The sequence below is a fragment of the Streptosporangium sp. NPDC023963 genome, assembly GCF_040639135.1.
In the GTDB taxonomy this organism is placed as follows: domain Bacteria; phylum Actinomycetota; class Actinomycetes; order Streptosporangiales; family Streptosporangiaceae; genus Streptosporangium.
In genome coordinates, this window is record NZ_JBEZZK010000008.1 from 315,597 (window position 1) to 339,074 (window position 23,478).

General features: G+C 67.5%; 30 protein-coding genes and 1 tRNA gene. 16 read left to right on the plus strand and 15 right to left on the minus strand.

Going from position 1 to position 23,478, the window contains the following annotated elements; all coding sequences use genetic code 11:
• Positions 1–61: 61 nt before the first annotated feature.
• The 4 genes from AB0F88_RS25185 to AB0F88_RS25200 form a co-directional block, all read right to left on the minus strand.
• On the minus strand, positions 62–298 hold the full coding sequence (locus AB0F88_RS25185; RefSeq protein WP_362688635.1) for a hypothetical protein: 237 nt from the start codon (positions 296–298) through the stop codon (positions 62–64).
• A 163-nt stretch (positions 299–461) separates the two neighbouring features.
• On the minus strand, positions 462–848 hold the full coding sequence (locus AB0F88_RS25190) for a hypothetical protein (RefSeq protein WP_362688638.1): 387 nt from the start codon (positions 846–848) through the stop codon (positions 462–464).
• 3 nt (positions 849–851) lie between these two features.
• Positions 852–1,274, minus strand: a complete 423-nt coding sequence (locus AB0F88_RS25195; RefSeq protein WP_362688641.1) for a hypothetical protein — start codon at positions 1,272–1,274, stop codon at positions 852–854.
• A gap of 60 nt (positions 1,275–1,334) precedes the next feature.
• The gene (locus AB0F88_RS25200) at positions 1,335–2,039 is read right to left on the minus strand and encodes a hypothetical protein (RefSeq protein ID WP_362688643.1); all 705 of its coding nucleotides are present in this window, start codon (positions 2,037–2,039) and stop codon (positions 1,335–1,337) included.
• Positions 2,040–2,150: 111 nt separating this feature from the next.
• Between AB0F88_RS25200 and AB0F88_RS25205 the strand changes: the two genes are divergently transcribed.
• Both AB0F88_RS25205 and AB0F88_RS25210 read left to right on the plus strand, forming a co-directional pair.
• Positions 2,151–2,753: a cadmium resistance transporter gene (locus AB0F88_RS25205; RefSeq protein ID WP_362688646.1), complete on the plus strand. Its 603-nt coding sequence runs from the start codon at positions 2,151–2,153 to the stop codon at positions 2,751–2,753.
• 52 nt (positions 2,754–2,805) lie between these two features.
• Positions 2,806–3,618 (plus strand): PrsW family glutamic-type intramembrane protease, encoded by an 813-nt coding sequence (locus AB0F88_RS25210; protein ID WP_362688649.1) that lies wholly within the window; start codon positions 2,806–2,808, stop codon positions 3,616–3,618.
• Between the two features lie 173 nt (positions 3,619–3,791).
• Here AB0F88_RS25210 and AB0F88_RS25215 read toward each other — a convergent pair whose 3' ends face one another.
• Positions 3,792–4,655, minus strand: coding sequence for an NUDIX domain-containing protein (locus AB0F88_RS25215; protein WP_362688652.1), 864 nt, complete (start codon positions 4,653–4,655; stop codon positions 3,792–3,794).
• A 282-nt stretch (positions 4,656–4,937) separates the two neighbouring features.
• Here AB0F88_RS25215 and AB0F88_RS25220 point away from each other — a divergent pair, with 282 nt between their 5' ends.
• On the plus strand, positions 4,938–5,144 hold the full coding sequence (locus AB0F88_RS25220; RefSeq protein ID WP_362688655.1) for a hypothetical protein: 207 nt from the start codon (positions 4,938–4,940) through the stop codon (positions 5,142–5,144).
• Between the two features lie 17 nt (positions 5,145–5,161).
• A complete protein-coding gene (locus tag AB0F88_RS25225) occupies positions 5,162–5,572 on the plus strand; it encodes a VOC family protein (RefSeq protein WP_362688657.1) in 411 nt (136 codons plus the stop codon).
• A 67-nt stretch (positions 5,573–5,639) separates the two neighbouring features.
• On the opposite strand, the gene AB0F88_RS25230 is transcribed toward AB0F88_RS25225, so the two are convergent.
• Positions 5,640–6,434 carry a M15 family metallopeptidase gene (locus tag AB0F88_RS25230; protein WP_362688660.1) on the minus strand — a complete coding sequence of 265 codons (795 nt, stop codon included), beginning with the start codon at positions 6,432–6,434 and terminating at the stop codon, positions 5,640–5,642.
• Positions 6,435–6,508: 74 nt separating this feature from the next.
• Positions 6,509–7,411, minus strand: coding sequence for a MerR family transcriptional regulator (locus AB0F88_RS25235; protein ID WP_362688664.1), 903 nt, complete (start codon positions 7,409–7,411; stop codon positions 6,509–6,511).
• A 54-nt stretch (positions 7,412–7,465) separates the two neighbouring features.
• Here AB0F88_RS25235 and rplK point away from each other — a divergent pair, with 54 nt between their 5' ends.
• Together rplK and AB0F88_RS25245 are read left to right on the plus strand one after the other, a co-directional pair.
• Positions 7,466–7,891, plus strand: a complete 426-nt coding sequence (rplK, locus tag AB0F88_RS25240; protein ID WP_362688667.1) for a 50S ribosomal protein L11 — start codon at positions 7,466–7,468, stop codon at positions 7,889–7,891.
• Positions 7,892–8,208: 317 nt separating this feature from the next.
• Positions 8,209–9,390, plus strand: a complete 1,182-nt coding sequence (locus AB0F88_RS25245; protein ID WP_344749614.1) for an ATP-binding protein — start codon at positions 8,209–8,211, stop codon at positions 9,388–9,390.
• Between the two features lie 119 nt (positions 9,391–9,509).
• Here AB0F88_RS25245 and AB0F88_RS25250 read toward each other — a convergent pair whose 3' ends face one another.
• Positions 9,510–10,355 carry a MauE/DoxX family redox-associated membrane protein gene (locus tag AB0F88_RS25250; protein WP_362688671.1) on the minus strand — a complete coding sequence of 282 codons (846 nt, stop codon included), beginning with the start codon at positions 10,353–10,355 and terminating at the stop codon, positions 9,510–9,512.
• Between the two features lie 5 nt (positions 10,356–10,360).
• A complete protein-coding gene (locus AB0F88_RS25255; RefSeq protein ID WP_362688674.1) occupies positions 10,361–11,311 on the minus strand; it encodes a hypothetical protein in 951 nt (316 codons plus the stop codon).
• A gap of 305 nt (positions 11,312–11,616) precedes the next feature.
• Here AB0F88_RS25255 and AB0F88_RS25260 point away from each other — a divergent pair, with 305 nt between their 5' ends.
• Positions 11,617–12,120, plus strand: coding sequence for a SigE family RNA polymerase sigma factor (locus AB0F88_RS25260; RefSeq protein WP_362688768.1), 504 nt, complete (start codon positions 11,617–11,619; stop codon positions 12,118–12,120).
• 137 nt (positions 12,121–12,257) lie between these two features.
• Here the strand turns inward: AB0F88_RS25260 and AB0F88_RS25265 are convergent, their stop codons facing one another.
• Entirely contained in the window at positions 12,258–12,767 is a 510-nt protein-coding gene (locus AB0F88_RS25265; protein WP_362688677.1) for a MarR family transcriptional regulator, read from the minus strand.
• A 103-nt stretch (positions 12,768–12,870) separates the two neighbouring features.
• Between AB0F88_RS25265 and AB0F88_RS25270 the strand changes: the two genes are divergently transcribed.
• From AB0F88_RS25270 to AB0F88_RS25280, 3 genes are all read left to right on the plus strand, one after another.
• Complete coding sequence (locus tag AB0F88_RS25270) at positions 12,871–13,434, plus strand: YceI family protein (protein WP_362688680.1); 564 nt, start codon at positions 12,871–12,873, stop codon at positions 13,432–13,434.
• A 272-nt stretch (positions 13,435–13,706) separates the two neighbouring features.
• Positions 13,707–13,796, plus strand: a tRNA-Ser gene (locus AB0F88_RS25275).
• Positions 13,797–14,053: 257 nt separating this feature from the next.
• The gene (locus AB0F88_RS25280) at positions 14,054–14,176 is read left to right on the plus strand and encodes a hypothetical protein (RefSeq protein ID WP_362688683.1); all 123 of its coding nucleotides are present in this window, start codon (positions 14,054–14,056) and stop codon (positions 14,174–14,176) included.
• Between the two features lie 49 nt (positions 14,177–14,225).
• Here AB0F88_RS25280 and AB0F88_RS25285 read toward each other — a convergent pair whose 3' ends face one another.
• Entirely contained in the window at positions 14,226–14,576 is a 351-nt protein-coding gene (locus AB0F88_RS25285) for a hypothetical protein (protein WP_362688686.1), read from the minus strand.
• A 239-nt stretch (positions 14,577–14,815) separates the two neighbouring features.
• Here AB0F88_RS25285 and AB0F88_RS25290 point away from each other — a divergent pair, with 239 nt between their 5' ends.
• On the plus strand, positions 14,816–16,150 hold the full coding sequence (locus tag AB0F88_RS25290) for a helix-turn-helix domain-containing protein (RefSeq protein WP_362688689.1): 1,335 nt from the start codon (positions 14,816–14,818) through the stop codon (positions 16,148–16,150).
• Positions 16,147–16,860, plus strand: a complete 714-nt coding sequence (locus AB0F88_RS25295) for a creatininase family protein (RefSeq protein ID WP_362688692.1) — start codon at positions 16,147–16,149, stop codon at positions 16,858–16,860. Before AB0F88_RS25290 ends, AB0F88_RS25295 begins: the two co-directional genes overlap by 4 nt.
• Before the next feature lie 247 nt (positions 16,861–17,107).
• Here AB0F88_RS25295 and AB0F88_RS25300 read toward each other — a convergent pair whose 3' ends face one another.
• The 3 genes from AB0F88_RS25300 to AB0F88_RS25310 all read right to left on the minus strand — a co-directional run bounded on the left by AB0F88_RS25300 (position 17,108) and on the right by AB0F88_RS25310 (position 19,134).
• Positions 17,108–17,356 carry a hypothetical protein gene (locus AB0F88_RS25300; protein ID WP_362688693.1) on the minus strand — a complete coding sequence of 83 codons (249 nt, stop codon included), beginning with the start codon at positions 17,354–17,356 and terminating at the stop codon, positions 17,108–17,110.
• A 505-nt stretch (positions 17,357–17,861) separates the two neighbouring features.
• Positions 17,862–18,113 carry a hypothetical protein gene (locus tag AB0F88_RS25305; protein WP_362688695.1) on the minus strand — a complete coding sequence of 84 codons (252 nt, stop codon included), beginning with the start codon at positions 18,111–18,113 and terminating at the stop codon, positions 17,862–17,864.
• A 544-nt stretch (positions 18,114–18,657) separates the two neighbouring features.
• Positions 18,658–19,134: a hypothetical protein gene (locus AB0F88_RS25310; RefSeq protein WP_362688698.1), complete on the minus strand. Its 477-nt coding sequence runs from the start codon at positions 19,132–19,134 to the stop codon at positions 18,658–18,660.
• A gap of 330 nt (positions 19,135–19,464) precedes the next feature.
• On the opposite strand from AB0F88_RS25310, the gene AB0F88_RS25315 reads away from it, so the two are divergent.
• Together AB0F88_RS25315 and AB0F88_RS25320 are read left to right on the plus strand one after the other, a co-directional pair.
• Positions 19,465–19,842, plus strand: coding sequence for a hypothetical protein (locus tag AB0F88_RS25315; RefSeq protein ID WP_362688701.1), 378 nt, complete (start codon positions 19,465–19,467; stop codon positions 19,840–19,842).
• Between the two features lie 153 nt (positions 19,843–19,995).
• Positions 19,996–20,346 (plus strand): Imm8 family immunity protein, encoded by a 351-nt coding sequence (locus tag AB0F88_RS25320; RefSeq protein WP_362688704.1) that lies wholly within the window; start codon positions 19,996–19,998, stop codon positions 20,344–20,346.
• Positions 20,347–20,859: 513 nt separating this feature from the next.
• On the opposite strand, the gene AB0F88_RS25325 is transcribed toward AB0F88_RS25320, so the two are convergent.
• A complete protein-coding gene (locus AB0F88_RS25325) occupies positions 20,860–21,180 on the minus strand; it encodes a hypothetical protein (RefSeq protein WP_362688707.1) in 321 nt (106 codons plus the stop codon).
• A 303-nt stretch (positions 21,181–21,483) separates the two neighbouring features.
• Between AB0F88_RS25325 and AB0F88_RS25330 the strand changes: the two genes are divergently transcribed.
• Both AB0F88_RS25330 and AB0F88_RS25335 read left to right on the plus strand, forming a co-directional pair.
• Complete coding sequence (locus AB0F88_RS25330; RefSeq protein ID WP_362688710.1) at positions 21,484–21,939, plus strand: Cpe/LpqF family protein; 456 nt, start codon at positions 21,484–21,486, stop codon at positions 21,937–21,939.
• A 570-nt stretch (positions 21,940–22,509) separates the two neighbouring features.
• Positions 22,510–23,427: a MerR family transcriptional regulator gene (locus AB0F88_RS25335; RefSeq protein WP_362688713.1), complete on the plus strand. Its 918-nt coding sequence runs from the start codon at positions 22,510–22,512 to the stop codon at positions 23,425–23,427.
• Positions 23,428–23,478 lie beyond the last annotated feature (51 nt).

Here is a 23,478-nt window from a genome sequence, read left to right on the forward strand (position 1 = left end):
AGCCTGTTCCTCAGGAGGCTCCCTCGGTGAGCCTTTCGGTAAGAGGGTTGCTCGGTAAGAGTCAGTAAGAGGGCTCCGAAATCGACTCGGCTCGATAGACGTCCATCGATCCCTCGTCGTCCTCGTCCACCCCCACCTTCCTCAGCAGCAGAGTCCGGCTGCCGATTTTCAGGGAACGTTCGCCGTTGATCTCCGTGGACGCGAACACCGTGACCGTGTGACCGTGCATATCGCGCACCTGGTCGTATTCTGGTCCGTCAGGAATGTCTAGCTTGATGCGCCTCATCTGGAATGTCACTCTCCCAGTGTGAAAGCCGCGGCCCTGAAAATCGATCGTGCGCGTGACGATATTTGGCATCGTTTTCGACAGGAAAGGTATGGGTGCCCGGCCTCTTCCCCGATCCGGGCCTCGCGAGGGCCGTGGTCAACGAGAACGCCGTGGCCACCGGGAGCGGAGATCGCTAGGGCAGGGGGTCGATCCCGATGTTCTGGTCGTACTGGATGAGCTCCGCCCCGCGATCGGTGAGGATGGGCCAGTGGGTGGCGCGGGCACACCAGACGACGTGTCCGGCCGTGATGTCGCGCGATCCGTCGAGGATCTCCGCGATGTCCCCCACCTTCCCGTGGGTGAAGTCGTCGATCCTCACACCGGGCGTCGTGACGAGCTCGAACAGCTCCTCCTGGGTCGAGAGCGGGGAGATGGACAGGACGGCCGCCAGGCTGGTGGCCGGGACGCATATCCCGCCGCCGCGGAAGAGACACATGGCGGCGACGCTCCGGGAGTATTCGGTCTTCGCCACCGCGATGTCGACCAGTGCGCTCACGTCGAGCACTCGACCGGGAAGCATGATTCAGCGCCTCCGGAAACGGCGTATGCCGATCTGGCCCCACTCCGCCTCGGAGAGCTGGTCGACCCCGAGGGAGTCGGCCGCCGTGTCGAGGTCTTCGCGATGCAGGTTCCAGCGGTGCATCAGGGTGATCACGTGAGGTTTGTTGCCGATCTCTCGCTGGACGGCCGCGTGGAGCACGTCGGCGATCCGGTTTCCGGTCAGGCGCGCCTTACGGGAAAGCGCCTCATAATCCGCTTTATCCAGCTCTATGGTGATAGATGTATCGGAAGCCGGCGCGCCGATTGCCTTTTGTCCTTCTCTGAGCTGGAGATGGGCCAGCCACAGCGGAACCGAATCCGACTCTTGTCTGGCGCCATCGTGATCATTCGATGATGGTTTTTCCGATCCTGTGCCGTCTCGCCATGCCGGCATGGAGTGGGCCATGCGTTCGACAGTAGCTGTGAATTGTCGATTATGGCAGCACTTCTGAGCCAAAGGTCATCGCTACAGAAACCCGGGCGGCTGAGTGGTGGGATCGGTGGGGTTCGAAGGAGCGGCGGGGTTCGAGGGAACGGCGGGCGCCGAGGGGGCGGTGGGCACGGAGGGAGTGATGGAAGGAGTGGGGGTGGGCGCACCGGGGGCGGAGGTGGGGACGACCACGCCGCAGAATCCCATGGCCCGCCGTTGCTCGGCTATCTGGTCGACCGGGGCCTGGTAGGTGAGCCGCTCCTCGGGTGAGGGCTCGTACCGCCACGTACCGCCCTCGAAGACGAAGTCGAAGTCCGTCGAGTCGTCGAGCCGGGTCGCCTGGACCCTGGCGATGTCGCCGGTGATCGTGACGCCGGCGATGGTGAGCGGGGAGTTGGGCAGGATCGGGGGGCAGATCTCGAACAGCCTCACATACTCCTCCCGGGCGATCAGCCCCTGCGCCTCGGTGGTCCACAGGTCCCAGAAGTCGCCGTACAACCCGCTGCTGTAGGCGTCGAGCGCCGGTTGGACGGCCTGGCGGACCGAGGCCTCCGAGTGCTCCGATCGCTCGCCGCCACGCGTCGGGGCCGCCGTGCTCGGCGGCGACGAGGGAGGGTTGAACACCATGAAGACGGTGACGACGGCCCCGATGGCCACGCCGACGGCCATGACGACCATCACGACCAGCCCTCGTCTTGTCTCGCCCCGCGGCGGCTGGCCGTACTGCGGCGGATAGCCCACGTGCGGTCTCCGAGGAAATGGCAAGAGCGGATGAAAGTGATCATAACGTCCGTAGCTCTCGGCTGACCACGGTCACCGCACACCCGGAAGGGGAGCCGACATAATGCGCGCGTGATTCAAACGATCGGTACGGCCGCCGTCGTCTTCGCCGGTACCAACGTGGACGACATCATCATTCTGACGGTGCTCTTCCTGGCGTCCAGAGCGGGAGGCGTTCCCCGCCCCTGGCGGATCGTCGTGGGCCAGTACGCGGGCATCGCCGCGCTGGTGGCCGTCTCGGCGGCGGCGGCGCTCGGCCTCGCGGTGGTGCCGGACCGCTGGGTGGGACTGCTCGGCCTGGTGCCGTTCGGGATGGGGCTGTGGGGGCTGGTCAAAGCCTGGCGAGCCTGGAGTGCAGGGAAGGACGGCGACGACGGCGACGGCGGGGCACCCCGGATCGCCTCGGGCGTGCTCTCGATCGCGGGGGTGACCATCGCGAACGGGGCCGACAACATCTCCGTCTACACCCCGATGTTCCGCACGATCGGCCTCGCGTCCAGCGCCGTCACGGTGGCCGTGTTCGCGGTGCTCGTCGCGGTCTGGTGCGCGGCGGCCTCCTGGCTCGGCTCGCACAGGAAGGTCATCGCCCTGGTGGAGCGGGCGGGGGCGTGGCTGGTGCCCGTGGTGTTCATGGTCATCGGCGCCGTCATCGTGGCGGAGTCGATATTTAGATAAATATCGACAAATCGCCCGAATCTAGGGCAAACGTACCGGGGAATTACTTACCATGCGAGACCATTTGCGCTTCTATCGGCATCGATGGTTCAAGGTGTGGATCGCCCTGATCGTTCTGTCCTTCTCGCTCATCGCCATGATGCAGGCGGCCGGTAACCAGGCGCTCCTGCCCGCGGCTTTCTTCTACGGGGCCGCGGCCGGGCCCCTCGCCCTCCTGCTCGCCATCCACGACCGTATCCACGTCGCCACCAGCGTGCCGCCCATGACGCTGATGGGCATGTTCCTCTTCGGCGGAGGCGTCGCCCTCCTGCTCGGCGGCTACTTCGACGCGCTCTTCATCTCCGAGAAGAACAGCACCTCGATCCTGCGGGTCGGCTGGATCGAGGAACCCGCGAAACTCGTCCCACCCCTCGCGGTCGCGCTCACCGGCCGTCACCTCACCAAGGCCGCGGGGGTCGCGCTCGGCCTGTCCTGCGCGACCGGGTTCGCGATCATGGAGTCGATGGCCTACGCCTGGAAGAGCATCGCCAACCACGACGGCGCCGTGGGCGCGGGTACGGTCCTCCTCCTGCGTGGCCTCAGCACCCCCTTCAGCCACCTCGTCTGGACCGGCCTGGTCTGCGCGGTGGCCTTCGGCGCCTGGCAGGTCAGGGGGCGCGCGGTCGTGACCCTGCCCGTCGTCGCCGCCTTCGTCGCGGCGGCCACGCTCCACTCGCTCAGCGACGGCCTGCTCGTCCTGGACATCCCCGGGCCGGCCAGGCTGCTCTTCCTCGCCGTCGCCGCGGCGAGTTACTGGCTGTTCCACCGGGCCACCCGAGATCTGAAACCGGTGCCGCTCCCGGAACCGGAGCCGTCCCGGGCCTGACCTTACGGAGCCGGAACCGGAACCGGAGCCGTCCCGGGCCTGACCTTACGGAGCCGGAACCGGAACCGGAGCCGTCCCGGCCCTGACCTCCCGGGTGCGCGGGCCGGTCCGAAGCTCGGACACGCGCCTCGCCGTGCGATATCGCGTCGCTGTTCCACGTTCCACGCGGGACATCACAACTGCGCCAGCAGCCGGCGGGGCCCGATAACCTCGGCGCCCAGTTCCGTGACCCGCTCGCGCAGCCCCCGGTCGGCGGTGACGACCAGGACGCGCTCCCAGGGGCGGGCGTCCCGCACGGCCTGGACGACGGCGTCGTCCCCGCTGCCCGGTGCGGCGATCACGGAGACACCGGGCGCGGGGGCGGTGTCGCGGGCGGCGCCCTCGACGACCGCGGCCAGCCGGGGGAACCAGCGGGCCAGCACCGGGGTGCGGTCGGGCGCGGTCAGCCGGCCGTCGGCGGCACGCGCGCCGACCTCGGCGAGCAGCTTGGCCGCCGCCCCCGCGCGGTCCCGCCACCAGCCGTGCTCGGCGCGGGCGCCCACGATGTTGGCGACGTCGAGGACGACGAGGGAGGGGGCGAGCGCGAGGCCGACGACCGGCCAGGTCGCGGCGAAACCGGGGTGGAGGTTCTTGGCGGTGATCTCCTCGGCGGGAACCCAGCGCAGGGCGTCGCTCTCGGTGTTGGCGGGGATCGCGCGCAGCAGCTCGGCGGCCTCGGCGATCACGGTCTCGAAGGACCAGCCGCCGTGGTCGTCGAGGTAGACGCCCTGGACCCGCAGGCCGGTGCCGTCCAGCGCGGCCTCCTCGAAGGCCTCGCGCAGGGCGGTGTCGATCGTGTCCTCGTGGCTGTCGCGGGCACCGCCCGGCAGCCCCCAGGTGCCGCCGTGGTGGCTCCACGCGGCACGTTTCTGCATCAGGACGCGGGGGCCGTCCGTGGCGTCGTGGTGGACGGCGAGCAGGCCGGCCGCGCCGTGCACCCCCCAGTGCCGGTGCCCGAGATCGCACCGAGCCCATCCGTCCCCGTCCCCGGCCGTCATGGACCAATGATGCATCAGGGCGCGGCCGCGCACTCTCCACCCCCGGCCGTCGGGGAGACGCGGCCGCCGAACGTGCCGACGTACGGGATCTCGACCTCCGCCCCCGGCCACCGGGGAGACGCGAACGCCGCCCGGGTCGCCGGGAGTCTCCTTCTCCTCCGCCTCGCCGGCCACCGGGGAGACGCCGGTGGCGGAGGGGACAGCCGGCCGGCGGAAAAGCGTCGATGGCGCCATGTCCTGATCCTGCATACTGGCCACCTCGATCCTCGTCGAAGGACTCCCATGCACCCGAGCGTGTACCCGAGCGCGCTTTTCGCGCCCGTTCGCTTTCCGCGGCCGATCCGCGCGTACGCGACCGTCGCCCTCGCCCTGGTCGCCCGCGTCCCGCTGCCGATCGTCACGGGCGCGCTCGCCGCCCGGGTCGTCCTGACGCTCATTGGGCTTCAGGAGACCGCCCGTGCCGGCCTGCCGGCGGGGGACGGCCCTTGAAGAGGCCCGGGCCGCCCGTGGGGTCCTACCTCGGGCTCACCGCTCTCGTCGTGCGTGACTACGACGAGGCCATCGGCTTCTACCTCCACGTCCTCGGCTTCGAGCTTCTGGAGGACACGCCGCTGGGCGGCGGGAAGCGCTGGGTGACCGTCCGCCCCCGCGGCGCCCGGGAGACGGCTCTGCTCCTCGCCCGCGCCGACGGTCCCGAGCAGGAGGCCCGGATCGGGGACCAGACCGGCGGCAGGGTCGGCCTGTTCCTGTACACGGACGACTTCGCCCGCGACTACGAGCGGCTGCTGTCCGCGGGCGTCGCCTTCGAGGAGGCCCCGCGCAGCGAGCCCTACGGCCAGGTCGTCGTCTTCCGGGACCTGTACGGCAACCGCTGGGACCTGCTCCAGCCCGCCGACGTCTCACCGGTGTACGGCTGAGCCGGGCACCCGCCGACGCCCCCTCGGACAACGGCCCGGGACCACCGGACGAGCGCTTCCCCGGGGCTCAGTTCCCGCCCTTGGAGAAGTGCTGGTAGTCCTTGATGCCGGACCAGTAGCCGCCCCACTCCCAGCCTCTCTGCTGGAAGGCCTTGACCACGCGGTCGCCCGGGTTGATCACTCCGGGAGCCCGGACGGGGCGCTTGAAGAACTTGCGGGCGTTCTCGTGGGAGCCCGTGCCGTTGGCGTAGATGTACGGGTTCTCGCGCGGGTTGATGTCGACGGCCAGGCCGTAGGCGTGCCTGGACCAGCTGCTCGACCCCTCCGCGGGGCGGCAGTTGAAGGCCGAGGTGTTGTCGGCGTCGATCGAGGCGTAGTCGTCGGCCTTGTAGACGTCGACGAGCCGCATCTTGTAGATGGGCCAGCGCCAGTCGTACAGGCGGCGGAAGACGGCGACGATGTCGTCGGTCGCGGCCTTGTTCACGACCAGCTCGCCGGTGTGGGGCTTGTCGTCGAAGCCCCAGTAGGTCATCGTGATCAGCCGCAGGTCGCCCACCGGGACCGGGCATCCGGGCCGCCACGAGTACTTGAGCCGTTCGCGGGCGATCCGGGAGACCTTCGCGACGAACTCCGGCGGGCCCGTCGGGGTCGGCGACGCGGTGGGTGGCGCGGTGGTGGACGGGCCGGGCGTCGGTGTCACGGGCGGATCCGGGGCGGCCACTCCGGTGGCGGACGAGGACGCCGAGATCGGCGCCGAGGTGGCCGGAGGCGCGGCGGGGGCGGGCTGGGAGGCGGCCGTGCCACACGAGGCCGCCGCCAGGCAGCCGACGGCCGTCGCGAGCACGGCCCGCGTGCGGATCATCAATCTGGAATCTGACACGTGCCGCCCCCTCAAAAAACGGACAAAAGCGACAAAAAGCCATTGTAGGTGACCGGCTACCCGAGGTGAGAGGCGGCCGCCGCGGCGATCCACTCGTGGGCGATCACGGATTCCGGTGGCCAGGGCGTGCCGTTGACCACGGCCACCAGCTCCCAGTATCGCCCGGCGCGCGGGTCGTGTTCCGCGTAGTCCCGTACGACCGACTCCGGGGTGCGCCTCTGCGCTCCGGCCAGGACCGCGACGAGCTCGGCCACGACGGGCGCGGCGGCCTCCGACTCCGGGGCCACCCCGCCCCGCGCCGCGGCCAGGGCCGCCTTCGTGACCAGGGTGTTGGCCTCGTGCCAGGCCGCCACGTCGATCCCGTCGGCGTTCTCCCAGAAGTCGCCGCCCATCTCGCGCAGGGAGGCGCGGAAACCCTCGTCGGCGAGCAGTTCGGTCAGCTCCAGCCAGGCGTCGAGCTGTTCGATGCCCGGCTCGTCGGGCAGGTCGGGCACCATGGCCTCGCGCAGGCTGCCGAGCCACTCCTGCCTGGCGGCGTTCTCGCCGGCGACCTCGTCGACGAACTCGTTCACCAGCGCCGCCGTCTCCGCCGCGCCGAGCCGCCCGAGGGCGTTGAGCCGGCGCAGGTCGTCGTCGGTGGGTTCGTCCCGATCCAGGGTGGCCCTGAGCACCGCCCGGGTCCGCTGCAGCGCCCTGATCTGCGTCTCCACCGTACGGAGGTGCAGGGAGAGCACCTCGCCCAGGTCGCGGTCGCCGAGCGACCTGATGGTCGCCAGGTCGACGCCGATCTCGCGCAGCGTCCTGACGAGCTCCAGCCGCCCGCGGTCCTCGTCGCCGTAGAGGCGGTAGCCGCTCCGGGTGCGGCCGCGCTCGGGGAGCACCCCGATGTCGGAGTAGAAGCGGATCGTCTTCACCGGCAGCCCGGAGAGCCTGGCGAGCTGTCCGATCGTGTAGCTCATGGCCTCGATTATTCCGTTGAGCCTCCAGTTACAGGAGACTTTAGCTTGGCGGGCATGTCGAAGAAGAAGGTCGGCCGGATCGCGAAACTGCAGCTCCAGGCCGGTGAGGCCGGCCCCGCCACCGTGGGCAAGGACCTTGGCCCGCTGGGCCTGAACCTCATGGAGTTCTGCCGCCGGTACAACGCGGCCACCCAGGACCGGCGGGGGTTCGTCGTCCCCGTCGTCGTCACCGTGTTCGAGGACCGCTCGTTCGAGCTGGCGGTCAAGATGCCCACCACGGCCTCGCTGATCCGCCGGGCCATCGGCCTGGACGGGGGCAGCCCCCGCCCCGGGCACCAGGCGGCGGGCGTGATCACCCGCGCGCAGCTGAGAGAGGTCGCCAGGACCAAGCTGCCCGACCTCAACACCGCCGACCTGGACCAGGCGGAGAAGATCGTCGCCGGCACCGCGCGTTCGATGGGGCTCACCGTCCGGGACTGAGCCACCCATACACGTCGCCGGGCTCACGGGTGCCGTCACCTTCGAACGGCGCGGGGCGCACATTCCTTGGGAAGGCTTTTCACCGAAACGTATCGCGCCTGTGTTCGAACCCGCGCTACAGTCATGGGCACGGGATCGAACACGGGTTCGGGCTGACGTTCCTGCAGGTGAAGGGGTGTGCCATGGCGATGCTCGCGGTGCCGCCGACGGTGCAACCCCCGCTTCCCCGGTCGCCGGTGGAGCGCGGCGCGACACGCCGTAGCACTTTCTACGGAATTCTAAGCCGGCCGCTATATCCCGTCATAAAGTCCGAGAGCGTGGACCCCGTGCGCAATCCCTACGCTCCCGGTGCCGGACAGCGCCCCCCGGAGCTCGCCGGTCGCGACCGCGAGCTACAGCAGTTCGAGATCGTTCTGGAACGGGTGGCCCGAGGGCGCCCCGAGCGCAGCATGGTGGTCACCGGGCTGCGCGGCGTGGGCAAGACCGTTCTGCTCAACACCTTCAAGTCGATGGCCATGCAGCGGCTGTGGGGCACCGGCAAGATCGAGGCCAGGCCCGACCAGTCGATCCGGCGCCCGGTGGCCGCCGCCCTGCACATGGCGGTCAGGGAGCTGGCCCCGAGACATCGGGCGCCCGAGCGCATCGAGGAGTTCCTCGGCGTGCTCAAGGCGTTCGCGATGCGCGACCCGTCCGCGGCCAAGGGCACCTCGCACTGGTCGCCCGCGATCGACGTGCCCGCGGGACGGGGGCGCGCCGACTCCGGAGACCTGGAGATCGACCTCACCGAGCTGTTCGTCGACGCCGCCGCGGTCGCCACCGATCTGGGCGTCGGCATCGCGCTGTTCATCGACGAGATGCAGGACGTGCAGGCCCCCGACGTCTCGGCGCTCTGCGCGGCCTGCCACGAGCTCTCCCAGAGCGGTGGCCCGCTGATCGTGGTCGGCGCGGGGCTGCCGCACCTGCCCAGCGTGCTGTCGGCCAGTAAGAGCTACTCCGAGCGGCTCTTCCGCTACGCCAGGATCGACCGTCTCGACCGCGAGGCGGCCGACCTGGCGCTCATCGCCCCGGCCGAGAGCGAGGGCGTGGAGTTCACTCAGGACGCCCTCGACGCCCTCTACGTGGCCGCCGACGGCTACCCTTACTTCGTCCAGGCGTACGGCAAGGTCGCCTGGGACCTGGCGCTGCGCAGCCCGATCACCGCCGACGACATCAGGGTCTCCGCGCCGGAGGCCGAGGAGGAGCTCGCGGTCGGCTTCTTCGGCAGCCGCTACGAGCGGGCCACCCCCGCCGAGCGCGACTACATGCACGCCATGGCCGCCATCGGTGACGAGCCCGTCGCCACCGCCGAGGTGGCCGAGGGGCTCGGACGCAAGCCGTCGAGTCTCTCCCCGGCTCGCGACAGCCTCATCAAGAAGGGCCTGATCTACAGCGCGGAACGCGGGCTGATCGCGTTCACCGTGCCGCACTTCGGAAAGTTCCTGCGGTCACAACCGGTCTGACTGAACATTTGTTCGATATGATGCGAGGGAGACCCTAGCCCTCTATATGGCTCTCTAGTGGGGAAGCTAGAGAGCCATATAGAGCTCAATCATGCTGCCCTAGGAAAATCTAGGGTTCTCTAGTGTCCAGCCGATATCGGCAGAGATTCCGGCAGAGTTCCGGTCTTCACCGGCTGCCCGTCAGAGCCGACCATGGCGACCCGCACCGCCGGGTGCCGCCCGCTCAGATAGATCGCGAAGACCACGTCGACGGGGTCGCCCGCGTGGCTGTTGCCCGGATAGACGAAGAACCGCCAGCACAGCTCCCGCCAGCTGTCGACCGGATCCTTGCTCGACAGCACTTCCTCGTGCGAGCGCCAGACCGCGCTCGACCGCAGCCGCCCGAGCGCGGCGGCCGGGTCGAGGCGGCGCTGCTCGCAGGGTGCCCGGTAGCGGAGCCTGGCGACCGTCTCCTCGATCTCCGGCGAGAGCGCGGCGAGCACCAGCAGTCCCGCGAGCACGGCCGGCGCGTGCGCCCACGTCAGGTCCGCCATCGCCGCCCAGCCGGGGATCTCCGGCGTCCAGACCAGTCCCAGGGACATGGCCGTCAGCACCATGGTGCGTCCCAGCGACCGCCGTCCCACCGGGAGCGCGCTCACCTCGCCGAAGCAGCCGCAGCCCACGTCCGGGCGACGGCGCCGCAGTTCCCACAGGACGTAGGTGGAGACCGCGAAGAACCCGGAGATCCCCCACCGGAAGAACGGGTGGCCGGTCAGCAACAGCCCGCTCACCAGGAACAGTTCTCCGAGCGCGCAGCTCAGCATCGCGGGCGCGCGCCAGCGCTCGGGCACCAGCACGGCCGGTCCCAGCCTGCTCAGCGTGCCCGGTTCGGCCTCGCGCACGACCGTCCAGATCTTCGCGACCGTACCCGCGGCCAGCAGCAGGAACACGACCGGCAACTGCGCGGCGGCGATCGTCGTCAGCATCTGTGTCACCCCATTCCAAGCCGGGCGTTGAAGCACCCGGTGGTCAGGTCTCCGCCGAGTTCCACGAAGGAGCTCGGGGACAGTTCCAGGATCCGGCCGCGCGGCGAGGTGCCGCACTCCAGGCACCGGTCGCAGAACCGGCCGGCCAGGCAGCCGCACGCCACGATCGGCAGGACCGAGGTGCGTCCGGCGCACACATTGCGCACGTTGAGCATCGATCCCAGCGCCAGGTAGGGCAGGCCGGCGCAGGACACCCCGGTGTCGTCGCACGCCGTGTCGGCCCGCTCCAGCATGGGGTAGGCCACCCCCTGCTCCCCGTCGTCGAAGGTGTCCGACCAGGTGGCCGTGCCCGAGATCCGCGACTGCACGCCGACGTAGCCGGGGGGCGGTGGCGGTACGGCCGTCCACCGGTAGGGCGGCTGCGAGGTCGCGGGCAGCCGCGCCAGTGCCGTGCCGTCCTCACGGACCCCGATGGCGTCGAACAGGTAACCGGGCTCGAACTGAGGGTGCCTGACCCGCAGCCGCCCGGAGGACCGGTAGGGGATGACGATCGTGCGCCGCCCGCGGTGCGGCCCGCAGTACAGCTCCACGGTGTGGTCCTTGCCCTCGGAGCCGATCGACTGGATCACTCCGGTGATCCTGGTGATGTCCGCCCAGATCCGGTCCGCGACTCGGCCGGCCCGCAGCGCCTTGATGATCACATTGGATCCGGGGGAGAGGTCGGCGGGGCTGACGGCCTCCCCGCGCCAGGCGGTCGCCCACGGTGCGATGACGAGCCGCTCCTCGTCGCCGTCCGGAGTGTCGATGACGATCAGGTGCGGGCTGACGTCGAGGATCGTGCCGCTGACCGCGTGGAAGAGCTCGCCTTCCGCGGGGAGGGGACCCGGTTCCTGGACGGTCCGGCCAAGCGCGGCGGCCGCCAGCGTACGGCGGCGATCGGCGCTGCGATAGGGCATCGTCGCTCCCCAGTTCTGCAAGGTGTCGCAGCCAGCGTCACACGCTTCGCGGAATCCCGCTGTCCGCTCCACCAATAATCACGGCAGGTGTCCAACCGGGTACTAAAGTTCCCCTCCCTGGTAGAACGCATTGGTGTCTGCCCGATGACAAACCGCTATCTAAGGCTTCTTGCAGGCTCCATCGCCCATCGAAGCTGATCTTTACCGTTGATGGGATGAAATATAGATTTCGGTTCAGCCGCAGTATGGGTTCTGGCTGCGATTCTGGCCACCATACGCACCTGGAGCACAGGCTGGTGATCGTGGTGGCCGGCGGGACCGACGAGGAGTTCCGCGAGTATGTCGTTGCTCGCGGCCCGGCGCTGCTGCGTGCCGCCCACCGGCTCACCGGGCACCCGAGCGACGCCGAGGACCTGTTGCAGGCGGCGCTGGTGAAGACCTACCTCGCCTGGGACCGGATCCAGGACCGTACCGCCCTGGACGGCTACGTGCGCCGGGCGATGGTCAACATCAACATCTCCTGGTGGAGGCGGCGCAAGCTGGAGGAGTATCCGTCGAGCGAGCTCCCCGAGCCGGTCGTCGCGAGCGCCCAGCACCTGCCCGAGCGCGTCGAGCAGGCCCTCGACCGGCTGCCCACCCGGATGCGGACCGCCGTCGTCCTGCGCTACTACGAGGACATGACCGAGCCGGAGATCGCCAAGGCCCTGGGCATCAGCGTCGGGACGGTCAAGAGCACGGTCTCCCGGGGGATGGCCAAGCTCCGGGGCGACCTCACCTCCGAACCGCGGCATCTGGAACCGCAGATCTGAGGCGGCCGGCACGCTCCCCGCCCGCCACCGACTCCCTTGCGGCCGCGTCCACCGATCCCTTATAGACGCGTCACTCCCTTATGGACGCTTCACTCGGACGGCATGGACGCTTCACTCGGACGGCCCTCATGGACGCTTCACTCGGACGGGCTGAGCGCGGTCTCCTCCGCCTCGGGCCGGAGGTCCTCCGCTCCCGCGGTTGCGCACGGTCGTACGGCGTCGCGGATGGTCCTCAGGGTGTCGAGGAAGGTGTCGAGCTCCGTGGGGGGGAGAAGCCCGGTGAACCAGGTGTCGATGTCGATCAGGTGTTGCGGGAGGACGCCGCCCAGCCGGTCGGCGCCGGCCTCGGTGATGGCCGCGTAGGAGGCCCGCCGGTCGCTGGAGCACGCCTGCCTCGTGACCAGTCCCTCGCGCTCCAGCCGGTCGACGACCCGGGTCGTCCCGCTCGTGGACAACCCCGTCTGCGCCGCCAGGTCGCTCATGCGCAGCCGCCGCTGTGGCGAGCGCGCCAGCCTGATCAACGTCTCGAAGTCGATCTCTGAGAGCTTCGCGGCGACGAAGGACTCATGCGTCTTCGCTGAGATGCCGGTGTAGACCTCGGCAAGGAGGCCCATCGCCGTCAGCCGGGAGTCGTCGAAGTGGTTCACGCTCACCACCCTACCGGACAGTAGTTGACGAGAGGAATATTCCTCGTGTAGAAATCTGTTGACGCAAGTATCCACCAGTAAGCATCTCTTCGGGAGCAGAAAAATGACCACTCGGACCTGGGAGAACCTTCAGATCCCCGCCCCGGGCACCTACGCTCTGGACGTCGCCCACACCCAGATCGGCTTCGTCGTCAAGCACATGATGGTGAGCAAGGTTCGCGGTCAGTTCAACGAGTTCGCCGGCTCCGTCACCATCGCCGAGAACCCCCTGGACTCCTCCGCGGAGCTCTCGATCAAGACCGTCAGCATCACCACCGGCGCTCCCGACCGTGACAACCACCTGCGCAGCGACGACTTCCTCTCCGTCGACAAGTTCCCGGAGCTGACCTTCCGCAGCACCCGCGTCCTCGGCCACTCCGGTGACGAGTTCACCCTCGTCGGCGACCTCACCATCCGTGACGTCACCAAGCAGGTCGAGCTCACCGTCGAGTACGGCGGCGCCGGCACCAACCCGTGGGGCCAGGACGTCTGGGGCTTCTCGATCAAGACCGAGATCGACCGCGAGGAGTTCGGCCTGACCTGGAACCAGGCGCTGGAGACCGGCGGCGTCCTGGTCGGCAAGAAGATCAAGATTGAGATCGAGGGCGAGGCCAACCCGGCCGCCTGATCTCCGTGACCACCCGAGGTCTCTCCCGTCCCGGCAGGCGGTGAGAGGCCTCAATGGTGTTCACTCGTTGAGATGTAGCGTCTCGCGAACTGGGAATCCACAGGATTTCCACCGTGCTCAGCTGGGGACTCCTCAGTTTGTCCACAGGGGCGGGAAGAGTTATCCACCACTTGTGGATAACTCTCCCCCAACTCTTGCCCGAGACGCGATCGTCAACCGCTTTGCCGCCTTGCCTGATGGCCGGTACGCTGTGCTGAGCCGAACGGCAACCAGGAGGCTTCGCCTAGTCAGGTCTATGGCGCCGCACTGCTAATGCGGTTTGGGTTTACCGCCCATCCGGGGTTCAAATCCCCGAGCCTCCGCAGATCAGAGGCCCTCTCCCGAGACACGGGGAGAGGGCCTTTCTGATCTCTCGGGGTGTCACAGTTGCAGTTCGAGTTGCAGTAGGGCGTCGCCCCGTGATGCGGCGACACGGAAGACCAAGATTGACCATGCCGACGCATCCGCCTATCGGGCCTCCCCGGAGAGCAACGCCCTCCATATATCGCCGACCTGCCGGACCGGCCATCGATAGGTCTCGTGTACTTCCGGGCTGCCTTCCAACTGGAGCGTGCGCCGGATGAAGCCCTGTCCTCCGGCCTGGCACAACTCGTACAAGGTGGCCCGGCATCGGCAGGTCCAGGTGATCACCCGCAGGCGCGCCGTCCCTCTGTCGGGGCTCAGCCAGACCAGTCGCGTGTGACCAGGCTGCGGCGTGGACACGTGGGGACTCAGGCAGCCCGCCAGCTCGATCACTGCGGAGCACAACCACTCGGGCCGGGAGCCGGAACCGGTCCCCGCTCGCGAAGCTCAACGCAACGATCGGCCACCCGGCGTGCAGCCGTCACCGGATCACCCGCAGGGCAGAAGGCGTAGCGCCGAAGACGAGCCCGGCCTGCCTCCTGCCCGGCCCACCAGCGGAACACCTGGCCATCGGTCCACACGACCAGCCCGAACCAGACCGACACCAGCGCCAGCCCGTACCCATCGTGAACATCCGAGGCGATGTTCAACGCGGCCAACTCATCATGCAGCCGCCGCGCCGCCCGTACCGGGGTGATCGCCTTCTGCCGGCTGATGGCCGGAATCTCATCTCCGTTCATCACGCCGCCTTCAGCGGAACTCGACAGCGGCACGACTTCGGCGGATTCACCACGACCGTGGCGGGACCCACGGTCCTCATTGTCGGCTCACTCATGGATCAAGGGTCGTCACCCGGCCTTACGCGCCCCATCCCGAGCCGCAATACTCCGGCTGGATAGCCGATATCCCTTGACGGGATAACCCCCGGTGACAAGCGTTGGATATCCGGAAGCCGCGTCGCGAAAGGGGGGAGGCCCATATGCCTGCAGATGCGACTGAACCAGTCGTTATCCCGCCGGAGCTATGGCAGCGCCCGGAAACGCTGGCCGCCCTCCGCGACCGCGATATCGGGCAGCTCTTCCGGCTGATCCGTCAGCACAGCGGCTTCAGCCAGACCCGCATCGGCGTCGCGGTGAACCTCAGCCAGGGCAAGATCAGCGAGATCATGAAGGGGGCCGTTCAGGTCACCTCATTCGACGTGATCGAGCGCATCGCCGACGGCCTGGACATGCCCGGCCCCGCCCGGTTGACTCTCGGACTGGCACCGCGCCGCCTTCCCCCAGCCGGCCCACAACCTCGGCACCCGCCGACCTCACGACCGTTGGATCAGTCGGTGTCGGGGACGGGACTGCCGACTCGATACCTGGCCAGCCTGACCAGTGCATCCAGCCGCTCCGTCATCTCCGGACTCCGGCACGTCCTCACCGGCCACATCCAGGCTGAGGCCATCATGGGGCCACTCCTCTTGATCAGTGCGGTTCAAAGCCAGGTGCCCGTAGTCGGGCAGCTCTGCCAGGTAACCCGAGGAGCCGACCGCACCGAAGCCTTGAACTTCGCCAGCGAACTGCTGGAATTCTGCGGCTGGCTCCATCAGGACCTGGGCGATTTCATCCACGCCACGATGTGGACCAACAAGGCCCTGGACTACGCGATGGAACTGGGTGACCAGCACGTCATCTCCTACATCCTCATGCGCAAAAGCATCATCGCCACCGAGGCCGGTGACCACGGCCACGGCCTTGGACTGGCGAACGCGGCTCTGACCAACTCCGATGCCCTCACACCCAGGCTCAGAGCGGTCATCCTGAGAACCCGTGCGATGGCGAACGCCCACCTCGGAGAGACAGCGGACTCCGCCCGTGATTCAGAAACGGCCCTTGTCGAAGCCATCGAGGGAATGGCACAGAGCGAGAGCGACCGCGCCTCGTACTGCACTCCCGCCTACATCGCCATGGAGACCGGCGCGACCCGCGTCCTGCTGGGCGAAGCCACCGCTGCCATCCCGATATTCGAGGCCAGTCGCTCCCAGTGGCCCGAATCCAGCCAGGCGCGCGATCACGTTCTGTTCCTGACGCGTATGGCGACCGCCTACGCCGTAGCGGGCGAACGAGAGCACGCCTGCGCGGTGACCGAAGAAGCGCTCTCACACATGCAGGCCCTTCGCTCCAACCGGGTCACCAGCCAGCTCACAGCACTACGCGCTCATCTGGCCCGATGGACGGCAGACCTCTCCGTGGCAGACTTGCTCACCAGGCTCGACATCCTCTTGGAGTCCTTCTTCCTAACAGCACCTCAGCCACAAGGAGACCGGTGACCACCCTGCTGCCCACCGCGACCACCACCGAGGAACGAGACCGCAACGCCCAGGTCGCGATCCTCCCCGTCGGCAGCTTTGAACAACACGGTGACCACCTGCCCCTCAGCACCGACACCATCGTGGCCACCCTGATCGCCCGCCAGATCGCCGACGCTCACCCCGTCCTGCTGCTCCCGCCCGTGACGATCTCCTGCTCGCACGAACACAGCGCCTGGCCGGGAACGGTCAGCATCTCCGCGCGGACCCTGCACGCGATCATCACCGACGTCTACGACTCCGTCACCCGCTCCGGTCCCACCGCCCTGGTCGTCGTCAACGGCCACGGCGGCAACTACGTCCTGAGCAACGTCGTCCAGGAGGCCAACGCCGAAGGCCGCCGCATGGCGCTGTTTCCCTCCCGCGAGGACTGGAACGAAGCCCGAGCCGCCGCTCACCTCATCAGCTCCATGCACGAAGACATGCACGCCGGAGAGCTGGAGACCTCCCTCCTGCTGCACGCCTGCCCCGAGGTGATCCGCCCCGCCTACCAGTCCGCTGACTGGCTCGCCGACGACCGCCGCCATCTCCTGACGAAGGGCATGCAGGCATACACAGACAACGGGGTCATCGGTCGGCCGTCTCTGGCCACTGCCGAAAAGGGCAAAGCCCTTCTCGACAGCCTCACCACCGGCTTCAGCGACGTGCTCGACCTTTTCGCGAAGTCCTGAGCAACAGCCACACCAGCTGATCGCGAGCTGAGGCACTGCCGAATTGTTCTTATGGGGTGTCAAGCGGCGGCGCGTCGCGCCGCCGTATGCCCCGCGCCGGCGTCCCCGCGCCGCGCATGCGGCCTGGGGGCCGGTCACGGCGCGAGCGCCGCGCGGGGCATCGCCGTAGGCACACCGCGCCGTACCAGGCCAACGCGCCGACCACCGGCACCCCGCCGCCAGGTCGCTTCGACGGCTGGGCCGACTACTACACGGCGCCCTTGACATCCTTCGGATCTCGCTGATCACTCCGCTGCCGCCAGACGTGCACGACCACGGCCACAATCTGGAGAAGTATCCCGAGCGACCCGAACACGAACATGCCGAACAACCACCCGGCAGGCACCGGACCGCGAAATCCGGAGAGCCCGAAAACCACGCCGGCACCAGTCCACCCATAGAAGACGAACCAGAAAGCAGCCCCAAGCCTGAACCAGATAGATCGCTGCCATTGCATGCTGCGAACTCTCCCATCAAAGAGCCGTTGCTAAAAGAGCGCCTCCGGCGGGGGTACTCGGCTCCGGGATGATCGACGTTCCAGCATGAAGGCCGTAAGTGGTTGAGGTGGAAGCCGGATCTTCCCGCCTGCCACGTCCCAGGCGAGCCCAACATCTCAACTCCTCCGGATCAAGGCCGTCTGTGACCGTTGGCATCCCATGGCCGAGGAACGTCCACCGGCCGGCGTACACGCGAAGACGGCCTTGACCCTCCGTCCCCGAGCTGTTGCCCCTCCGGGGTGGGACGAGGCAGACGGGAAGATCCGCCGGGCGGAGTGTGCGCATCCGCACGGGGTTCCCAGGCCGTGCCCGTTGCGTGCCCGTCAGCAGAGGGAGCAAGGGGAACTCACGGGGAATCGCGGGGAACCGAAGCACTCCCCCACAGGTCAGCGTCTCCCCAGCTCAGCGGCCAGGTGGGTTAGAGACTTCCCAAGCTGACAGCGCGGAACGGTTTCCAGCGCTCGCTCACTTGGGCCGACGCTGTCCGGGGCGATATTGAGCGACGCGTTCTGCCGCTATACGTTCCCGTCGTTCCCGATCCGCGATCTCACGAGGAGTCGGCAATCGCTGCTTCTCATGCCTGATGGCCAATCGGATCGTCCAGTAGAGGAAGAAGAACAGCAGCGCGGCCGGAACAGCCCATACAGCGCATACCATCAGCACGAGCAAAATATCGCTGATATGCATCTGATCCTCCGCATAGGGGGGAACCAGCATGCCTGATCTTGCAACCTGCGTCCATCAACGTTCACCGCTTCCAGATGATCCGGGCTTGGTCGCCTGAGAGACCAGACAGGGGCAGGGACAGGCTTCCAGCGCCGGGCCTAAGATCGACTCATGCGAGCCGGGTACCATGAAGCGTTGGCGATGCTCGGGTACGTACTGGGCATGATCGCCACGTCCGTGCTCATGGAATGGGCACGTGAGAGTGGCCGGGAGCCGGTCGGCGAAGTCTTGCTCATGTGTTCTCTGTTGTTTCAGATCGCATTCCTTTTCGGCGTGGTCCGCCTTCTCTTACGTGGATTGCGGTGGGGCGGTGGTTTCCTCGTGCGTCGACAGCGGACCGCACCGCAGGATCTTCCTGAATCGCCGGGCCATTAGCGGGCCATTAGGGGCGGTCAACAGCGGTCAGTCACGGTCGCTCTCGGGGAGCCTTCCGCCCAGCTCATGGCCCGCATGGCATGCGATCAGACCGATTTGCAAGCAGGATGTCAGAAGTTCGAATCTCTCGCATCCGCGGTGTTCTCCGTTGATCAACGGCTCATGGGGCAGGGGCGACCGTCTTGCGCGAATGCCGGACGGCGATGCCCCGACTGATCAGGATCGTCGCGCCGACGAGCAGGGTCACTACTCCTGACAGCTCGGCGAACGCCGCCATGACGTATTCGCCGTCCGGATCACCGACTCCGGAAGGCCAGCTGTTGAGCCATCGTGACGTGGCCATTGCCTGTGACAAGACCAGAGCTCCGAACGCGACGGTGATCCCTCCTAGGACGAAGCCCGGAGGCGCCGGCCGGGTCCGCTTGCTGAAAAAGCCGACCCAAAAGACTCCGACCACCAGTGAGATCGGGACCATGAGAAACCAGCCGATCTCCAGGTTCACGATCGCATCCAAGCGCAGATGCTCGAATCCCTCACCCCGTGGGGAGTGTAGAAGCGGGATCATCACGGTCCCGCTGAGGAGCCCGATCGCGAGGAAGCGGAAGAACCACATGATCGACATGGTCTCGGACAACATGGGGGGCAGGTCAAGAGGTGGAGAGAAAGAAGCTTCCGCTGGTGGGGAAGGAATGATCTGCGGCACGAGCCATGATGATCGGGGACCAAGGAGCCTGTGGGATATATACGGGATGATCTTTCGTGGTCGAGATCCGAGATGAGCCTCATGGCCTGTTCAGAGGCTCTGTGGTTGCTCGGAATGTAGCCCTCTTGAAAACCGCTACGCCCTGGCGAGGGTGCTCGGTTCCGGGATGACCGCCGGTACGTGAGCGCGGGAACCGTATGCGGCTGGGATGGTCAGAGAAGTGAAGGCTTGCGCAGATGCGCCGGCCCCGGAAATCCTGCGGTCATGCTCACTGTGCGACAGCTTCTCGACTACCTCGAAGGCCTCCCCGACGACACTCCTGTGGTGATCGACGTTCGCCCCGGCGATGAGTACGTACGGGTCGAAGACATCGACATCACCACGGAGGAGGACGCAGCGGGAGACCGCACACCCACGGGCGTTCAGCTCGCGACACGCAGAGTTCAGCGAGACGCCCTCCAGCTAGAACTTGGCGAACTACGCTCGGCGCTCTGCCACACCCTTGGGAAATCTCACAGAGAACCTGGCGGCCCGCAGGGATTGACGATCATCTCCGTACTCAGTGACAGGGAGATCTTCAGCGAGATCCGACGACTCCGCACGATCGCCGAATCCATCGAGCAGCAGAACCCAGAGCCATGATCACCACGCCGCTGGTCTCAGCGACAAAGAATTCGCCGTGATTACCCGTGACCAACCCGGAGCCCAGTTCGGCGCCTCTGCGAGCCATGACTTATGCACTCTCCAACCTGGCAGCCCGCTCCTCGCCTCACCCTGTTGCACGATCATTGAGTGATGAGAGCACGAGTGGGCACCTTCCGATGGCCAGACCTCGAACTCGGACGGAGCATCGACGACCCCGCCCATGCCTGCGAGCTGCTGGAGATGTACGTCGGCCCGCAGGGAGAGCCGGGCGAGGAACGGTTCCAGCTCACCGTCTGCACCCCATCGGCCCTCGCCGATCAGCTGCGACGTCATCCCTTTCTCATCGGCCGCCACCGGCTCTTCGTACCCGAGCTGCGTCCCGCCGAGGTGACCACGTGGCTGAGCGACCGGATCGCGGTGCTGGAGGCTCCGACGTGGAGCGAACTCGCCGAGAAGATCGGCCGGATCGGAGAATGGGAGTTCGAGGACTACGACGGCTGAAGCCCCCGAGCGGGTTGCAGTTTGGGTTTACCGCCCATCCGGGGTTCAAATCCCCGAGCCTCCGCAGATCAGAGGCCCTCTCCCGACACACGGGGAGAGGGCCTTTTTTTGATCTCCGGACCCTGTCAGGGTTGCAGTTCTCACGCGTCGCCCCAGAGGGCGGCTCGACACCACCACTCATCCCGCCGCCATCCCGCCGCGGTCACCCCAGTCTCGGGATGGAAGGCCGACAAGCTCTCTGCCTAGTGTGGAAAGCGTTGTAGCCACCGGTCCGCGCTGGTTCGACGATCCCTGGGAGTCGACCTTCCAACGCCGGCCTGGATCGTGGGAAGGCTGGACTCACACGTGGACCGTCGATCGGTGCGACGATCTGCGCCCGTTGTACGGTCGTGCGGCCAGGGGGCCGGTCCCGGACGGCGGCGGCGGGACACCGGGCCGGGCACCGCACGCCGGCCCCGCCGTACCGACCGAACGCCCCGGCCGGGGTTGCCGCGCCACCGCACAGATGCGGCCCTACGGTCGCCACTGCATGGCTGGACACCGTACGCGCTTGGAAGTTGCCCGAAGCTCGGGGTGGTGCGGGCTGTCGCGGTAGATGAGCCATGTCTGCTCCACATCCGATCGAGGCAGCGTGACATCGTCGGCCACCGTGCGCGTGAGCGTGAAACCCGTATGGGCCGGCACGTCTTCGCAGCGCCGTTCGTCACCAAGAGCCGCCATCCGGTCAGGCAGGTCCAGGCCGAACTCGGCAGCGCAGTCGCGAAACAGCCGGGCCGTGATCGGGAAGCCCTCTCGCGTGACCGAGAACGCGACCGAGCCCCCCAGCTTCAGCACTCGACGCCAAAGGAGGGCTCGCGGGGAGCCGTGGGTGTTCGGGGCACTCCCCTGCAGGTCGGCGTTTCCCAGCTCAGCGTCCAATCTGGCTGGAGACCTCCCACGCCGATAGCGCCTTGGCTTTAGCGCCACGAGTACAGCCGAAAGGGTGAACGAGGGCGGAACTCGGCGGACGCCTACGGAGACCGTGACTGCAGGTCAGAGCCTTTTTCCCTGATCGAATCGGCTTCTTCCCATCCGCAGGTCGCCGATTTCGGCAGCCATCAGGGGAGGGGGAGGCGCGACCGGCGGTGGAAGGCGTTCATGTTCCGGACAGGATCGATCGGTAGTGTTTCTCCCCAAGTATTTGATCACAAGGAGGCACGGGTGCGACCGTCTCGGGTATCGGCTGGTCTTCTCGTCCTGCTCGCCGTCCTTCTGGCGGGATGCGCGAGTGCTGACGGCAGCAAGGGGGTCGCGATCCCCGACAGCCCGGTCGGCAAACAGCTGCGGTGGTATCTGGAGGCCGTGAATCGTACTCCGATCGCCGAGAGCGAGCTGAAGGAGCACCTGAGTCAAGAATTCCTTGAGGAAATCCCTCCGCAGAAGTTCAATGAGATCGCCCAGGGTCTGGCAAAGCTGACGGTGGATGAACTGAGCAGCACCGAGCCGGCAGAGCTGACCGGGCTGACATCCATTCCACTGGGACAGAAATACGACACGAAGATCTCCGTGGGGACCGACGGAAAGATCGACTACTTGCTCTTTGAGCCCAAGTAGCGACATGGGTGACAGCGGCACTGTGACGGCAACGGCCCGAACGTGGCCGCATGATCTCGACTCTCGACCTCGGTCGCGGACGAGGACGAGGCGGAGCCGTACGGCAGAGCCTTCGATCGTACTGATGAGGAAAAGAGCCGTCACGGACGGCGTGCCCGACGAGGCAGGGGACAAGGGGGAACGGCGAGGAGTCGCGGGAACGCGATCAGTGCTGTGATCTGCGTTTTCGCAGGCCGGATGAGGGTGGCATCCGTCTTTGCGGGCAGGATGTCAGGAGTTCGAACCCGGTCCATGTGAAACCTCGGCCGCCGCACGCCTGAGAGAACCTCGGTCCAGCATCGCCGGTTTTTGGATTGAGGGCTGAACCCTTTGGGGCCGGGAGGACCCGCATCGGTACGACTGCTTCTCCGCACCCCTGAACGCCGGCGACACCTCAAGCCGGGTGACGTGATCACCGTGCACGGGATGCGGCCATCCACCGGCACCGCGCATCCACACGACAAGATCCACGAGGGGTTGCCGGAGCAATCGGCTTGACTCTCCAGCGGCTGGAGGGTTGATGCTGCTGTGGTGAACGACCGCGACGACCTGCTCACCATCGGACAGCTCGCTGACCGCACGGGCCTGCCGGTGCGTACGATCCGCTTCTGGTCTGACATCGGTGTCATCCCGCCGACGTGCCGGTCGGTCGGCGGCTACCGGCTGTACGACGCGGAGGCCGCCGTCCGGCTCGACCTGGTGCGGACGCTCCGCGAACTGGGACTGGACCTCGACACCGTCCAGAAGATCCTGACGAGGCAGTGCACGGTGGCCGAGGTCGCGCGAGCCCATGTAGGGGCGCTGGACACCCAGATCCGCTCTCTCCAGCTGCGCCGGGCGGTGCTGCGGTCGATCACCCACCGGGAAAGCACGACCGAGGAGATGATGCTCATGCACAAGTTGGCCCGCCTGTCCGCTCAGGAACGGCAGCGAATGATCGACGACTTCGTCGACCGTATGGTCGACGGCCTGGACCCGCAGGCACCGGGAGCGCACATCGCGACCCGAATGCGCCAACTCCCGGCAGAGCTGCCGGGCGACCCCACCTCGGAACAGGCGGAAGCCTGGCTGGAGCTCGCCGAACTCGTGAGTGACACCGGCTTCCAGGAACGCGTACGTCAGATGGCGGTGGCCGGAGCCGCGCCCGGGAGCGAATCCGGGCCACCGCCCTACGACTCCAACCTGGTCCTCGAGCACGCAGGAAGAGCCGTGGCCGCCGGTATCGACCCCGAGTCGGCCGAGGGCAGGGCGATCCTGAACCAGATCGTGGATCCGGCACTGCCCGCCGAAGACCGTGGCCGGGTGGCCGACGAGGTGGAGACGTTCACCGATCGCCGGGTGGAGCGGTACTGGCAGCTCATGGGCGTGCTCAACGGCCATGCGCCGTTCCCGCCCGCCGCCCCGGCCTTCGAATGGTTCATCGCCGCGTTGCGCGCATCCCCGAGCTGACCCCGGCGTTACCCTGCGCCAGGGTGAGTGCCGAGGGGGAGAACTCCATGA

What these genes read in the sequence shown, in the direction of transcription:
- AB0F88_RS25280 (WP_362688683.1), top strand. Translation starts at nt 14,054, where the DNA reads ATGAAGCCCTGTCCTCCGGCCTGGCACAACTCGTACAAGGTGGCCCGG.
- AB0F88_RS25315 (WP_362688701.1), top strand. Translation starts at nt 19,465, where the DNA reads ATGCTCACTGTGCGACAGCTTCTCGACTACCTCGAAGGCCTCCCCGAC.
- AB0F88_RS25210 (WP_362688649.1), top strand. Translation starts at nt 2,806, where the DNA reads ATGCGAGACCATTTGCGCTTCTATCGGCATCGATGGTTCAAGGTGTGG.
- AB0F88_RS25290 (WP_362688689.1), top strand. Translation starts at nt 14,816, where the DNA reads ATGCCTGCAGATGCGACTGAACCAGTCGTTATCCCGCCGGAGCTATGG.
- AB0F88_RS25230 (WP_362688660.1), bottom strand. Translation starts at nt 6,434, where the DNA reads ATGATCCGCACGCGGGCCGTGCTCGCGACGGCCGTCGGCTGCCTGGCG.
- AB0F88_RS25220 (WP_362688655.1), top strand. Translation starts at nt 4,938, where the DNA reads ATGCACCCGAGCGTGTACCCGAGCGCGCTTTTCGCGCCCGTTCGCTTT.
- rplK (WP_362688667.1), top strand. Translation starts at nt 7,466, where the DNA reads ATGTCGAAGAAGAAGGTCGGCCGGATCGCGAAACTGCAGCTCCAGGCC.
- AB0F88_RS25255 (WP_362688674.1), bottom strand. Translation starts at nt 11,311, where the DNA reads ATGCCCTATCGCAGCGCCGATCGCCGCCGTACGCTGGCGGCCGCCGCG.
- AB0F88_RS25215 (WP_362688652.1), bottom strand. Translation starts at nt 4,655, where the DNA reads ATGACGGCCGGGGACGGGGACGGATGGGCTCGGTGCGATCTCGGGCAC.
- AB0F88_RS25320 (WP_362688704.1), top strand. Translation starts at nt 19,996, where the DNA reads ATGAGAGCACGAGTGGGCACCTTCCGATGGCCAGACCTCGAACTCGGA.
- AB0F88_RS25195 (WP_362688641.1), bottom strand. Translation starts at nt 1,274, where the DNA reads ATGGCCCACTCCATGCCGGCATGGCGAGACGGCACAGGATCGGAAAAA.
- AB0F88_RS25300 (WP_362688693.1), bottom strand. Translation starts at nt 17,356, where the DNA reads ATGCAATGGCAGCGATCTATCTGGTTCAGGCTTGGGGCTGCTTTCTGG.
- AB0F88_RS25285 (WP_362688686.1), bottom strand. Translation starts at nt 14,576, where the DNA reads ATGAACGGAGATGAGATTCCGGCCATCAGCCGGCAGAAGGCGATCACC.
- AB0F88_RS25235 (WP_362688664.1), bottom strand. Translation starts at nt 7,411, where the DNA reads ATGAGCTACACGATCGGACAGCTCGCCAGGCTCTCCGGGCTGCCGGTG.
- AB0F88_RS25270 (WP_362688680.1), top strand. Translation starts at nt 12,871, where the DNA reads ATGACCACTCGGACCTGGGAGAACCTTCAGATCCCCGCCCCGGGCACC.
- AB0F88_RS25190 (WP_362688638.1), bottom strand. Translation starts at nt 848, where the DNA reads ATGCTTCCCGGTCGAGTGCTCGACGTGAGCGCACTGGTCGACATCGCG.
- AB0F88_RS25330 (WP_362688710.1), top strand. Translation starts at nt 21,484, where the DNA reads ATGTTCCGGACAGGATCGATCGGTAGTGTTTCTCCCCAAGTATTTGAT.
- AB0F88_RS25310 (WP_362688698.1), bottom strand. Translation starts at nt 19,134, where the DNA reads ATGTTGTCCGAGACCATGTCGATCATGTGGTTCTTCCGCTTCCTCGCG.
- AB0F88_RS25250 (WP_362688671.1), bottom strand. Translation starts at nt 10,355, where the DNA reads ATGCTGACGACGATCGCCGCCGCGCAGTTGCCGGTCGTGTTCCTGCTG.
- AB0F88_RS25305 (WP_362688695.1), bottom strand. Translation starts at nt 18,113, where the DNA reads ATGCTGGTTCCCCCCTATGCGGAGGATCAGATGCATATCAGCGATATT.